The sequence below is a fragment of the Pseudarthrobacter cremeus genome (assembly GCF_051857465.1).
Taxonomy (GTDB): domain Bacteria; phylum Actinomycetota; class Actinomycetes; order Actinomycetales; family Micrococcaceae; genus Arthrobacter.
The window spans coordinates 123,982-136,344 of sequence record NZ_JBPZHC010000005.1 but is presented as its reverse complement, the minus strand read 5'-3'; the positions used below and the strand labels follow the sequence as shown (position 1 = coordinate 136,344).

Sequence of the window (12,363 nt, the reverse complement as noted above, 5' to 3'; positions counted from 1 at the left end):
ATGATCACGTCATTCCCTGGCGCCACGGGCCTGTCCGAGGTCAGTATCTACGATTGGCCCGGCGCCGACGGGGCGGCGGGCGGCACACCGCATGTGCACACGGCCTCCACCGAGGCCTACGTGGTCCAGCGCGGGACGGGCCGGCTGGAGACCCTGGATTCGCGCGGGTTCACCTCGACGGTGCTGGAGCCGGGGGTGGTGCTGTGGTTCACGCCCGGCACGGTACACCGCGCCATCAACGATTCGGGTGATTTGCAGGTGCTGGTGGTGATGCAGAACGCCGGGCTCCCGGAGAACGGGGACGCCGTGATGACGTTCCCGCCGGAGCACCTCGCGGACGCTGGTGCGTACCGCCGCGCGGCCGCCCTGGAACTGACCGATGCCGACGGCGGCGTGGCGGCGGGGGAGGAGGCCGCCCGGCGCCGTCGAGACCTGGCACTGGAGGGGTACTTTGCGCTGAAAGAGGCGGTGCTGGCCGCAGGGCCGGAGGCTTTGGCGGGGTTCCACGCGGCTGCGGCGCGGCTGGTCAGTGCGAAGACCGGGATGTGGGCTGAGTACGTGGCCGGAGGGGCATTGGAACAAGCTGAAACCACCCGACGGCAGTTGCATTCTCTCGACTCGGCCGAAAGTTTCTATCTCGGAGAAGCGCAGACTACCATGGGAAAAAGAGGGGCCCGGAGGGTGTATGGCATGTGTGGCCGCATCCGGACATGGGGACTTTCCGATAACTAGCGGCCGGGGACTGTCCCGGCTGGAAGGTGGGTTCCGTGGTGACCAAGCAGGAGACCGGGCGCGCAACGATCAGCGAGATTGCCCGGGAGGCCGGGGTCTCGGTACCCACCGTGTCCAAAGTGTTGAACGGCCACGCCCATGTGGCGGCGGAGACGCGCGCCCGCGTGGAGGAGATCATCGCCCGGCGGGACTATGCCAGGCGCCCGGCCAAGCGGAAGCAGAAGGCAGGCCTGATTGACCTGGTGTTTCCCGGGCTGGGCTCGGAGTGGGCGCTGGAGATCATTGAAGGCGTGGAGCGCGTGGCGCAGGACGCCGGCTACGGGACCGTGGTCAGCAGTCTGAACATGGATGGCTCGCGGATCCGGCCATGGCTGGCTAACCTGGCCGAGCGGAAATCGGACGGACTGCTGATGGCCGTCTACCAACTGGACGCCAAGCAGATCCAGCGGATCAAGTCGCTGGGGATCCCCGTGGTCCTGATTGATCCAGTGGGCCAGCCGGGGCCGGATCTCATGACTGTGGGGGCAGCGAACTGGGACGGCGCGCACTCGGCTACGGAGCACCTGCTGCAGTTGGGGCACCGTCGGATCGGCATGATCGGCGGCCGCGAGGACCTGCAGTGCAGCAGTGCCCGCGAGGACGGCTACATCTCGGCGCTGCGGCGGGCCGGCATCGCCGTGGACCCCGGGTTGATGGTTCCAGGTGACTTCACCATCGGTTCCGGCGAGGCAGCCACCCGCCGCCTGCTGGAGCTGCCCGACCGGCCGACTGCGATCTTCACCGGCAACGATGACCAGGCCCTGGGCGCCTACCGTGCCGCGCGTTCGGCCGGGCTCCGGATCCCGGAGGACCTGTCCATCGTGGGCTTTGACGATATCCCAGCTGCCGAGTGGATCGAGCCCGGGCTCACCACTATCCGCCAGCCGGTGGTCCAGATGGCCGAAACCGCCATGCGCGCGCTGCTCCGGCACCTGGACGGCGATGAGGAACTGCCGCAGCGGATCGAGCTCGGGACCGAGCTGGTGGTCAGAGGCTCAACGGCGGCGCCACCCAAGAAAGCGCAAGCCAAGAAGTAGTCCAGCCATGGTTCCGGCCCGAAGCGCCACCCCGGCCGCACCTTTAGCGTGTGCCTTCGCGTTCCTTGATCGGCCTCGGCTGCTTCCAGACGGACTCGCGGGGGCCGGGCGGGTAGGCGGCCGTCTTTCCCGCGTAGGCGATCACTAGGGCGGCGATGACCGGGAGGGCCGCGGCGGCCGGGACCAGCAGCGGACCTGCCACCACCAGGGCGGCGGAGCCGTAGAGGGCTCCGATGGTGATGCCCAGCTGGATGGTCAGGACGGTGAGGCCGTTGGCGGCGTCCTTGTTTTCACGGCCGGCACGGAGGATGGCTGACTGGTTGTAGATGCCGATCGCCCCCAGTCCGGCGCCCCAGACCGTCATCAGCACCAGGGCGAAGGCGAGGCTGCCGCCCACGAACGGCAACGCAAGCATCGAAGCGGCGATTGCCGCCGTCGTGATCAGGAGCGAGCGGCGGGGATGGGAGTCCACGGTGAGTCCGGCGATCCAGATGCCCAGCAGGCCGGAGACGCCCAGCACCGTCAGGGAGAGGGTGATGGCGTAGTCGGGGAGGCCGGCGTCGCGGATGTACGGGGCGATGTAGGTGAAGAGCGCGAAGTGGGCCAGGACCAGCAGCGGCCACGCGATGGCCACGGGTTTGACGCCGGGCTGGGCGATGGCCGCGCGGAGTGAGGGCCGGGCCTCGCCGGCGACGCGCCGGACGGACGGCAGGAGGAAGAACCCGAGGACGGCCAGGAGCAGACCGAAGCCGGCGAGTGAGAGGAACGCCGCGCGCCAGCCGAGGAAGCTGCCCAGGGCGGTGCCGATGGGTGCGCCTACGGCCAGGCCCAGGCTGTTGCCGCTGAAGACGATGGCCAGGGCCTTGCCCACCTTGTCGGCCGGGACCACGCGGGCGACGTACGGTGCCATGGTGGTCCAGAGCAGGCCGTGGGCCAGGCCGCCCACCAGCCGTGCGATCATCGCGGCGGCGAAGTCAGGGGCGAGGCCCACCAGGGCGTTGCTGACGGTGAACGTCAGGACAAGCGCCACGAGCAGCGGCCGCCGGGGGACTTTGCCGAGCAGCCGGGCGGCGGGCACCACGGTGATCACGATGACGGCGGCGTACGCGGCGGCGAGGTAGCCGGCCACCGGTTCGGAGACGTTCAGGCCGGTGCTGATCTGGGGGAGCAGGCCGGAGGGGAGCAGTTCGGTGGTGATGGCGGTGAAGGCGATGGTGGCCAGGACCATCATGGCTGCCAGCGGGAATCGATGGGGCGCGGGCGTGGGCGTCACGGAGGACATGGGGAAGGGATCCATTCAAGGAGGAGGGGGGGTGGAACCGGGGCCGCTCGCCCGTCGATTCCTCCCTTAAATTTACCCGATAAACGAATAGTTAAGGTACGGGGCGTGCTTTGCGACAGCCGTGCGGCGGCGCCCCGCCGCCACCGTTCGCCGTGAATCTCCTACCGCTCAACGCATTAACCGTACGTTTGCTTAGTATCTGCACCATGATTGCCGGAGGCGTTTTTCCCGTTAAGGGCCTTTCGCCCCCAGATCGCTGGACACCGACGTCTTCGAACAGGCAAGAGGAGCAAATATGGGCTGGCTGGACCGTGAACGAACTGTTGCCCCGCCGGGATTCAACCGCTGGCTGGTGCCGCCCGCGGCGCTCGCCGTCCACCTGTGCATCGGCCAGGCCTACGCCACGAGCGTGTACAAGACGGCACTGGTCAAGCACTTCGGCGCCAGCCTGACCGAGATCGGCGTGATCTTCTCCATCGCCATCGTGATGCTGGGCCTCTCGGCCGCCATCATGGGCACGTGGGTGGACACGAACGGGCCCCGCAAGGCGATGTTCACCTCGGCCATGTTCTGGGCCAGCGGCTTCCTGATCGGCTCCCTCGGTATCTTCACCCACCAGCTATGGCTCGTCTATCTTGGCTACGGCTTCGTGGGCGGCATCGGCCTGGGCATCGGCTACATCTCGCCGGTGTCCACCCTGATCAAGTGGTTCCCGGACCGGCCGGGCCTCGCCACCGGCATGGCCATCATGGGCTTCGGCGGCGGCGCGCTGATCGCCAGCCCCGTCTCCACCGCACTGCTGAAGATGTACGATCCCAACTCCGGCTCCCAGGGCTGGGTGGCCAGCGGCGACGCCGTGGGCAAGCTCTTCCTGACCCTCGCCGTCGTCTACCTCGCGTACATGCTCTTCGGCGCGTTCACCATCAGGGTCCCGGCCGAAGGCTGGAAGCCGGCGGGGTTCGATCCCTCCAAGGTCAAGGCCGCCACGCTCGTCACCACGGACAACGTCTCCGCCAGGAACGCCGTGAAGACCAAACAGTTCTGGCTCGTCTGGGTCGCGCTGTTCTGCAACGTCACCGCGGGCATCGGCATCCTGGAACAGGCTGCGCCGATGATCCAGGACTTCTTCCGCCAGTCCGACGGCGTGTCCCTGGTCAGTGCCGCCGTCGCCTCCGGCTTCGTGGGGCTGCTCTCGATCGGCAACATGTCCGGCCGCTTCGCCTGGTCCGCCACGTCCGACGTGACCGGCCGGAAGCGCATCTATATGGTGTACCTCGGCGTCGGCGCCGTGCTCTACACGGTGCTGGCCCTGGCCGGCTCCACCAGCACGTTCCTGTACGTGGCGCTGGCCTTCATCATCATCTCCTTCTACGGCGGAGGATTCGCCACCGTCCCGGCCTACCTGCGCGACCTCTTCGGGACGTTCCAGGTGGGCGCCATCCACGGCCGGCTGCTGACCGCGTGGTCCGCCGCCGGAATCGCCGGGCCGCTGATCGTCAACGCGTTCCTGGACGCCCAGGGCAAGCCGGGCCAGCTGGACGCCGCGTCCTACCAGCCGGCGCTGCTGACCATGGTGGGGCTGCTGGTGATCGGCTTCGTGGCCAACCTGCTGGTCAAGCCCGTCGACGCACGATTCCACGAACCCCGCCCGGACCGCGAGCGGCCGCACGAACCAGCCATGGAGGCCTGAGATGAGCACAGCACACACCCCCGGCACGCACACGCCTGTGAAACCGTCCACCGGCAGGCTGGGCGTGGCCTGGGCCCTCGTCGGGGTGCCGCTGGCCTTCGGCGTCTACGAAACCCTGACCCGGGTGGCGGCGCTGTTCGGCTGAGCCAACACGCCAGAACCGCCGCGTGCCGCCGTCGTGAATTACGACGGCGGCACGCCGCTTTTTCCTTCGCGGCCACCCTGGCAGGGCGGGGGAGCGGGCTGCCCCGGCTACGTCTTGACAGCTTTTTGCTGCCGGGCCAGTGTTTAAAGCGTCAATGCACGATGGTGCAGTCGCGCATTCTCCATGGTCTTGAATATCAACGAACTTCTCGGTTCGGTGCTGGGACGCCCCGCGGACTGCTAGAACGTCGGCCGCCATGTCTGTGCCCACTCCCGCGAATCACCGGTTCCGTCCCACCCGGGGGAAGGAAGCCAGGCGGCGCCTGGCATCCATGAACCTGGCAGTATTCATGCTGGCTTTGAGCTGGCAACCCCACGGCGGGACCGGCGGTTCTCCGGCAACTGTCCCGGCCGTAGCGGAGGAGCAGACGGTGGCAAACGTGCAGGATGTTGATCCGACGAAACTGCTTGTCGGTTCGCCTGAACTCTGGAAATTCCGCCGAATCAACGTCCCCTTCGCGTCCCGATAGGGGCCTCCTGCAACCCTGGCGGCGCACCGCTGCGGCGCATGGTGCCTATCCGGTCACAACGATGACGGTGGGGGCAGCGAGTTCCCCCTGAAAAATCACTGACGTGCCGATGAAGTCAACGGGCATAAATTCGAGCCGTACCTGCCCGGAATCTGCGGCGGTGATGCCGTAGCCCAGCTTGGCACTCTGGGATTCCCCGGGCATGACGGTGGTCAGGAAGTGGTCAGTGCCCTCGTCTATCGCAATCTCTGCCGGTGTTAGCGACGGGCCCACTCTCACGTCGGGGATCCCCATCAGTGTGCCGGCCCACTCCTTCTTCGAGCCGTTGGTGACCGTGACGGTGAACGTCGCAATCCGGCCCTCAACGGCGCCGGACGCCGCGGGAGTGGCCGCCACCCAGCCCGAGAAGTCGACCTTGATAGCCACGCCATCCGGAAACGTTGCCGTCTGCCCGAAGGCGGCCATGCGGTTGTCGGTGGGTGTCGGGCTCGGTGTGGACGCGGCCGCACTGGCGCTGGAGCCCGTTTCCCCGCCGCCCGGGTTCCCCGAGATCGTGGGAGTGTCACTGGCGCATGAGGTGAGGGCCAGGAGCAGGGCGAAAGCCGCACCACTCGCCAGTAGCTTCTTCATTTTTCCTGCCTTCTATCCGTGTCCCCAGCGGCAGTTCGTGCATCCACGACGTCAGCAGCCCTGAAAGCAAGCTATTCCGGCCGGTAGAAAGCAGATAGAGGCCTTGGACCCGAGGCAGCGGACCCCTAACTAGCCCGCTACCAGGATGTTCCCGATGCCGGGCAGCGGCAAAAGGGCAGCATCCGCCCGCTAAAGTCATGAAATGACCACTGACGCTCTTCGGCCTGTCTATTTCCTCTCGGACAGCACCGGCATCACGGCGGAAACGCTGGGCAACACGTTGCTGACGCAGTTCCCCGGGAACAATTTCGACCGCATCACCATACCGTTCATCACCACCGTTGAGCAGGCCCGGTCCGTCGTGGGGATCATCGACGGCGCCGCCGCCACGGGCCCGGCGCCGCTCGTGTTTTCCACGGCGGTCAGCAGCGAGATCCGGCAGACCCTCTCGGCCTGCCAGGGGATCATCGTTGACCTGATCGGGACGTACGTGGACCAGCTGGAGCAGGCGCTGGGCAGCCACGCCAGCGGGGAACCCGGGCGGGCGCACGGCCTGGGGAACGCCGAGCGCTACCAGTCCCGGATGGCCGCCGTCGAATATGCGATGGAGCACGACGACGGCCAGAGCCTGCGTGCGCTGGAGAAGGCCCAGATCATCCTGGTGGCGCCGTCCCGCTGCGGGAAGACGCCCACCACCATGTACCTGGCGCTGCAGCACGGGATCTTCGCTGCGAACTTCCCGCTGGTGGAGGAAGACTTCGAACGGGAAGGGCTGCCGAAGTCGCTGAAGCCGTTCGTGTCGAAATGTTTCGGCCTGACCACCAACCCGCTGCGCCTGAGCCAGGTCCGCACGGAACGGCGCCGCGGCTCACCGTACGCCTCGCTGCGGCAGTGCGGATTCGAGCTGCGCAGCGCGGAGCGGCTCTACGAATTACACGGGATTCCCTACCTGAATTCGGCCAGCGTGTCCGTTGAGGAGATGGCGGCCACCATCCTGCAGAGGATGAACCTGAAGCATTAGGGAAAACTTTCACAAACTGAGTGTGGTGCACATCATGTGGCGTGCCTCTCCCCGGCCTGCCAATGTAGAGGGGATTTGTGCCCTCACGCGGCCACCGCCGTGAGCAGGGCCCCTGCACACACCCTCTGCAAAGGAGCAGCAACTATGGCAACAGACATCCTGTGGTTCTCGGAACTCGGACTCAAGGACCTGGACCGCGTGGGCGGCAAGAACGCCTCGCTCGGCGAGATGGTGCAGAACCTGACCTCCGCCGGCGTCCAGGTGCCGGACGGGTTCGCCACCACCGCGGATGCCTACCGCAGCTTCCTGGCCGATTCGGGCCTGGACCAGCGGATCGTGGACAGGCTGGTGGGCCTGGACACCGACGACGTGACCGCCCTGGCCGCTGCCGGCCAGGAGATCCGGACCCTGATCCGCGAGACGCCCTTCCTGCCGGACTTCGAAGCGCAGCTCCGGAACGCCTACCGGGAACTGGTGGAAAAGCACGGTGGCACCGATGACCTCTCCTGGGCCGTGCGCTCCAGCGCGACGGCGGAAGACCTCCCGGACGCCTCCTTCGCCGGGCAGCAGGAAACCTTCCTGAACGTCCGCGGGATCGAGAACATCCTGGCCGCCATCAAGGATGTGTTCGCGTCGCTCTACAACGACCGCGCCATTGCCTACCGGGTGCACCACAAGTTCGAGCACGCCGACGTGGCACTGTCCGCCGGCATCCAGCGGATGGTGCGCTCCGACGTCGGGGCCTCCGGCGTGATGTTCACCATGGACACCGAATCGGGCTTCCAGGACGCCGTGTTCGTCACCTCCTCCTACGGCCTCGGCGAGGCCGTGGTCCAGGGCGCCGTGAACCCGGACGAGTTCTACGTCTACAAGCCGGCGCTGCAGGCCGGCCGCCCCGCCATCCTCAAGCGCGGACTGGGGGAGAAAGCCCTGCAGATGACCTACACGGACAACCAGGAGATCGGCCGCACCATCGATTTCGTCCCGGTGGAGGCGTCCCTGCGGAACCGCTTCAGCCTCAGCGACGAGGACGTGGAGCAGCTCGCCCGGCACGCCGTGGCCATCGAGAACCACTACGGCCGTCCCATGGACATCGAATGGGGCAAGGACGGGATCGACGGCGGCCTGTACATCCTGCAGGCACGCCCGGAGACCGTGCAGTCCCGCCGCGCGCCCGGCAGCCAGACCCGCTTCCGCCTCAACGAGACCGGCCCGGTCCTGGCCGAGGGCCGCGCGATCGGCCAGCGCATCGGCGCCGGCAAAGTCCGGATCCTCACCGCCATCGACCAGATGGCCGCGTTCCAGACCGGCGATGTCCTGGTGGCCGACATGACCGACCCGGACTGGGAACCGATCATGAAGCGCGCCTCTGCGATCGTCACCAACCGCGGCGGACGGACCTGCCACGCGGCCATCATCGCCCGCGAACTGGGGATCCCCGCCGTCGTCGGTACCGGCTCCGCCACGGACTCACTGTCCGACGGCGTTGAGGTCACCGTCTCCTGCGCCGACGGCGAGACCGGCACCATCTACGCGGGCCTCCTGGACTTCACCGTGGAGGAAACCGGGATCACCAAGATGCCCGACGCGCCCGTGAAGGTGATGATGAACGTGGGCACCCCGGAGCAGGCGTTCACCTTCGCCCAGCTGCCCAACCACGGTGTGGGGCTGGCCCGGCTCGAGTTCATCATCAACCGGCAGATCGGCATCCACCCCAAGGCGCTGCTGAACCTGGACACCGAACCGGCGGACGTCCAGGCGCAGATCCGGGAGCGGATCGCCGCCTACGCCAGCCCGCGGGACTACTACATCAAGCGCCTGGCCGAAGGGGTGTCCACCATCGCCGCGGCGTTCGCTCCGCACCCGGTGATTGTGCGCATGTCCGACTTCAAGTCCAACGAGTACGCCAACCTCCTGGGCGGCCCGGCGTACGAGCCGCACGAGGAGAACCCGATGCTGGGCTTCCGCGGCGCATCACGCTACCTGGAGCCGTCCTTCCGCGACTGCTTCGACCTCGAGTGCGAGGCCCTGTCCTTCGTCCGCAACGAGATGGGCCTGACCAACGTCAAGCTGATGATCCCGTTCGTGCGGACCCTGGACGAGGCCCGCGGCGTCATTGACCTCCTCGCCGAGAACGGGCTGCGCCGCGGCGAGAACGGCCTGGAAGTGGTCATGATGTGCGAGCTGCCGTCCAACGCGCTGCTGGCCGACGAGTTCCTGGACCACTTTGACGGCTTCTCCATCGGCTCCAACGACATGACCCAGCTGGCGCTCGGCCTGGACCGGGACTCGGCGATTGTGTCCGCCGGGTTCGACGAGCGTGATCCCGCCGTCAAGAAGCTCCTCAGCATGGCCATCACGGCCTGCAAGGCACGCGGCAAGTACGTGGGCATCTGCGGCCAGGGTCCCAGCGACCACCCCGACCTCGCCGAGTGGCTGGTGGAGCAGGGCATCGACTCCGTCTCCCTGAACCCGGACACCGTGGTGGACACCTGGCTGCGGCTTGCGGGTGTTGCGGCTGAGGCTGAAGGCGAGGCCGCGGCTGTGGCGGGGGCGCACTAGGTGTACTAACCCAAACAGGCGCCTTTGACCCCCTGAGCCGCGTGCCGCCGTCGGGAATCCCGACGGCGGCACGCCTCTTTAAGGCGTACGCCCGGCAGAGGTGCCGGGTTGGCCCGGCGACTTGTTCTCCGCTGCCTTGGACAGCGTGAATATCCCGTAGCGCATCGCACCGGTGCGGTAGGCCAGGATGAGGCGGGGGATGCTCAGAACGAAGATGCGGTTGCGTGCGCCAAGGGCGAGGCGGCGGGTCCCGCGATCGGCGAGCAAGGCCTTCATCAGCAGGCGGGCGCAGACCGTCCAGGTACGCGCGACGCGGCGGCTGACATCCTCATAGCCGTCGATCGCAAAGCCCGCCGCAATTGCCATCGCCTCATACTCCTCGCGGGTGCCCATCGAGGGCAGCCGCCCTTCGCGGCAGATCGGCTCGAGCAGGTGGCGGACCTTCCAGCCGCTGGCATCTGTCTCGGCGAGCCACGCGCAGACGACGAAGCGGCCGCCGGGCGCGAGCACGCGGTGCGCCTCGGCGAAGAACCGGGGTTTGTTCACCATGTGCTCACTCGACTCGATCGCCCAGGCGGCATTGGCCGAGGCGCCGGGCAGCCCGTTGACGAGCCAGTCGCGGAGATGGATGTCCACGCCGGGTACCGGGTGCGCTGCGGCGTAGCGGGCCTGCTCAGCGGAAAGGGTGACGCCGGTAACACGGACCCCGCGTGTCACCGCGAGCCGCCTTGCGGTGGAGCCATAGCCGCAGCCGATGTCGACGCACGCGTCGCCGGGTATCAGGCGAAGCCGATCGCCGGCCGTGTCGACCAGCGCTTCGACGGCCTCGGCGGGCGTCTCGTTACCCGTTGCCCATAGCCCGTGATGGACATGCTCGCCCCACACCCGGCGGTAGATCGGATCGAGCTCGTCGTAGTGATCCGCGACGGCCACGGCGTTCTGGGAAATATTGGGGACGATCACGCCATCACGTTATACGCCGGTCCCTGCCATCGGAAGGTCCCCTGTATCCTGACACTGTAGGTTCAAGGGCTCCAGCGGCCCGTATCCGAGCCCCCAATATCTTGGAACGGAACCTCTATCAGCAGCGAATCACCAGCTCCCGCGGCACTCCCGACGCCGGACCCCAAACCCCTGGGCGCAGCTGCGGCGGATGGGCCCGCCGTCGTGACCTGGGTGGAGGCCGGTGAGAGCATGACCGCGCGCTGGCGTTCGGCGAACGGCAGGCCGGCGCCCATACGCGTCGAAGTGGTCTCCGACTCCCTCACGGCCGATGATGCGAACCGGATGGCATCACAGGGGATCGCGATGCTCTGGCACGGAGACTTCCACAACGCGCGGCAGATCCTCAACGCCCTGGACCGCCGGGTCGGCGCCGGAAAGAAGACCGCAGGAACTCCGGCCGATCAGTTCTACCGGCACCGTCAGTCCCGCTCGCATCGTGCACGTATTCTCGGCCTGCTGCTGATTCCGCTTGATCCGGGCCCGGTGGTGCCGCTGCGCCGCGCACCGGATATCCAGGAGGCCGCCGCCGAAGCATACGGTGAGATCGGCGAACCCTCCGTGGTGTCCCTGCACGAGCTTGTCGGGGCCATCGGCGCCCACGAGTGGCGGCGGAACGGCGTCTACGTCGATGCCCTCCAGGGCCGCATCCACCCGCATTACGGCACGTTCTTCCCCACCCGGAGCGAGTATGTGGATCTCGTGGCGGCCGCTGCGCTGCCCTCTGACACGCTGGCGTTCGACGTCGGAACCGGCACCGGGGTGCTCGCTGCCGTCCTGGCCAGACGTGGCGTCCGCCGCGTGGTGGCCACTGACAATGAACCGCGTGCCATCGCCTGCGCCGCTGAGAATTTCCGGAACCTCGGTGTCCAGGACCGCGCCGAGGCCGTTCTGACGGACATGTTCCCGCCCGGACGGGCGCCGCTGATCGTGTGCAATCCGCCCTGGATTCCGGCCACGCCGCATTCCAGCCTGGACAACGCCGTCTACGACCCCGGGAGCAGGATGCTGTTCCGCTTCCTGAACGAACTCTCCGGCCACCTGGAGCCCGGCGGTGAGGGCTGGCTGGTCCTCTCCGACCTGGCCGAGCACCTTGGCCTGCGGTCGCGTGAGGACCTGCTGGTCGCCATCGAGGCGGCCGGGCTGACAGTGGTGGATCGGCTGGACACCAAGCCAACGCATCCGAAGGCATCGGACCGCGACGATCCTCTGTTCGAGGCGCGCACGGCCGAGGTCACGTCATTGTGGCGGCTTGTTCCCCGCTAGGCCTGTCTGTCGCGTCAGCCGTTTACTGTGTCGCCGTGCCGGTGTGCCACCTTCCATGCACCGTCCTCGCGCCGGTATATTTGCGTCACCCGGAGCACGTAGCTGCGAGGTTGGCCGTCGACTGAAGCTGAGGTATGTTCCAGCCCTGCCGTGTATGCCATGTCACCCCGGACGTCGTAAGCGAGCAACTCGAACCTGAACGAGACGCAGTCTGAGAATTGTTTGGCAAGGCCGGTGAACAAGGCGTCCAGTTCCTGCTGTCCGAAGGCATTACGCCATGCGCCAAGGACACTTACGGGTTCATTGCGGGACCAGAGTGCCCTGCGCGGGGCCGCATTACCGTTGTGGATAGCCAGTTCCGCATCGTGCAGCTCTGTCCTGACCCAGGCCAGGAAATCGGTACCATCGCTCATGCCACCAGTATGATT

Annotated in this window: 12 protein-coding genes; 8 read left to right on the top strand and 4 right to left on the bottom strand. The window is 67.3% G+C overall.

What is annotated here, in order from left to right; genetic code table 11:
- Together ACS5PJ_RS10925 and ACS5PJ_RS10920 are read left to right on the top strand one after the other, a co-directional pair.
- The gene (locus tag ACS5PJ_RS10925; protein WP_439434910.1) at positions 1-732 is read left to right on the top strand and encodes a cupin domain-containing protein; all 732 of its coding nucleotides are present in this window, start codon (positions 1-3) and stop codon (positions 730-732) included.
- Positions 733-767: 35 nt separating this feature from the next.
- Positions 768-1,808 carry a LacI family DNA-binding transcriptional regulator gene (locus tag ACS5PJ_RS10920; RefSeq protein ID WP_439434909.1) on the top strand — a complete coding sequence of 347 codons (1,041 nt, stop codon included), beginning with the start codon at positions 768-770 and terminating at the stop codon, positions 1,806-1,808.
- 43 nt (positions 1,809-1,851) lie between these two features.
- Here the strand turns inward: ACS5PJ_RS10920 and ACS5PJ_RS10915 are convergent, their stop codons facing one another.
- Complete coding sequence (locus ACS5PJ_RS10915; protein ID WP_439434908.1) at positions 1,852-3,090, bottom strand: MFS transporter; 1,239 nt, start codon at positions 3,088-3,090, stop codon at positions 1,852-1,854.
- A gap of 295 nt (positions 3,091-3,385) precedes the next feature.
- Between ACS5PJ_RS10915 and ACS5PJ_RS10910 the strand changes: the two genes are divergently transcribed.
- From ACS5PJ_RS10910 to ACS5PJ_RS10900, 3 genes are all read left to right on the top strand, one after another.
- Positions 3,386-4,780: an OFA family MFS transporter gene (locus tag ACS5PJ_RS10910; RefSeq protein ID WP_439434907.1), complete on the top strand. Its 1,395-nt coding sequence runs from the start codon at positions 3,386-3,388 to the stop codon at positions 4,778-4,780.
- A 1-nt stretch (position 4,781) separates the two neighbouring features.
- Positions 4,782-4,925 carry an MFS transporter small subunit gene (locus ACS5PJ_RS10905; protein WP_439434906.1) on the top strand — a complete coding sequence of 48 codons (144 nt, stop codon included), beginning with the start codon at positions 4,782-4,784 and terminating at the stop codon, positions 4,923-4,925.
- Between the two features lie 331 nt (positions 4,926-5,256).
- A complete protein-coding gene (locus tag ACS5PJ_RS10900; RefSeq protein ID WP_439434905.1) occupies positions 5,257-5,454 on the top strand; it encodes a hypothetical protein in 198 nt (65 codons plus the stop codon).
- 45 nt (positions 5,455-5,499) lie between these two features.
- Here ACS5PJ_RS10900 and ACS5PJ_RS10895 read toward each other — a convergent pair whose 3' ends face one another.
- Positions 5,500-6,084: a hypothetical protein gene (locus tag ACS5PJ_RS10895; RefSeq protein WP_439434904.1), complete on the bottom strand. Its 585-nt coding sequence runs from the start codon at positions 6,082-6,084 to the stop codon at positions 5,500-5,502.
- Positions 6,085-6,286: 202 nt separating this feature from the next.
- Between ACS5PJ_RS10895 and ACS5PJ_RS10890 the strand changes: the two genes are divergently transcribed.
- On the top strand, positions 6,287-7,105 hold the full coding sequence (locus tag ACS5PJ_RS10890) for a pyruvate, water dikinase regulatory protein (RefSeq protein WP_439434903.1): 819 nt from the start codon (positions 6,287-6,289) through the stop codon (positions 7,103-7,105).
- A 144-nt stretch (positions 7,106-7,249) separates the two neighbouring features.
- Positions 7,250-9,667 carry a phosphoenolpyruvate synthase gene (gene ppsA / locus ACS5PJ_RS10885; protein WP_439434902.1) on the top strand — a complete coding sequence of 806 codons (2,418 nt, stop codon included), beginning with the start codon at positions 7,250-7,252 and terminating at the stop codon, positions 9,665-9,667.
- A gap of 78 nt (positions 9,668-9,745) precedes the next feature.
- On the opposite strand, the gene ACS5PJ_RS10880 is transcribed toward ppsA, so the two are convergent.
- Positions 9,746-10,630, bottom strand: coding sequence for an SAM-dependent methyltransferase (locus tag ACS5PJ_RS10880; protein ID WP_439434901.1), 885 nt, complete (start codon positions 10,628-10,630; stop codon positions 9,746-9,748).
- Positions 10,631-10,861: 231 nt separating this feature from the next.
- Between ACS5PJ_RS10880 and ACS5PJ_RS10875 the strand changes: the two genes are divergently transcribed.
- On the top strand, positions 10,862-11,935 hold the full coding sequence (locus ACS5PJ_RS10875; RefSeq protein ID WP_439434900.1) for a methyltransferase: 1,074 nt from the start codon (positions 10,862-10,864) through the stop codon (positions 11,933-11,935).
- Between the two features lie 14 nt (positions 11,936-11,949).
- On the opposite strand, the gene ACS5PJ_RS10870 is transcribed toward ACS5PJ_RS10875, so the two are convergent.
- Complete coding sequence (locus tag ACS5PJ_RS10870) at positions 11,950-12,348, bottom strand: nuclear transport factor 2 family protein (RefSeq protein ID WP_439434899.1); 399 nt, start codon at positions 12,346-12,348, stop codon at positions 11,950-11,952.
- Positions 12,349-12,363: the final 15 nt, after the last annotated feature.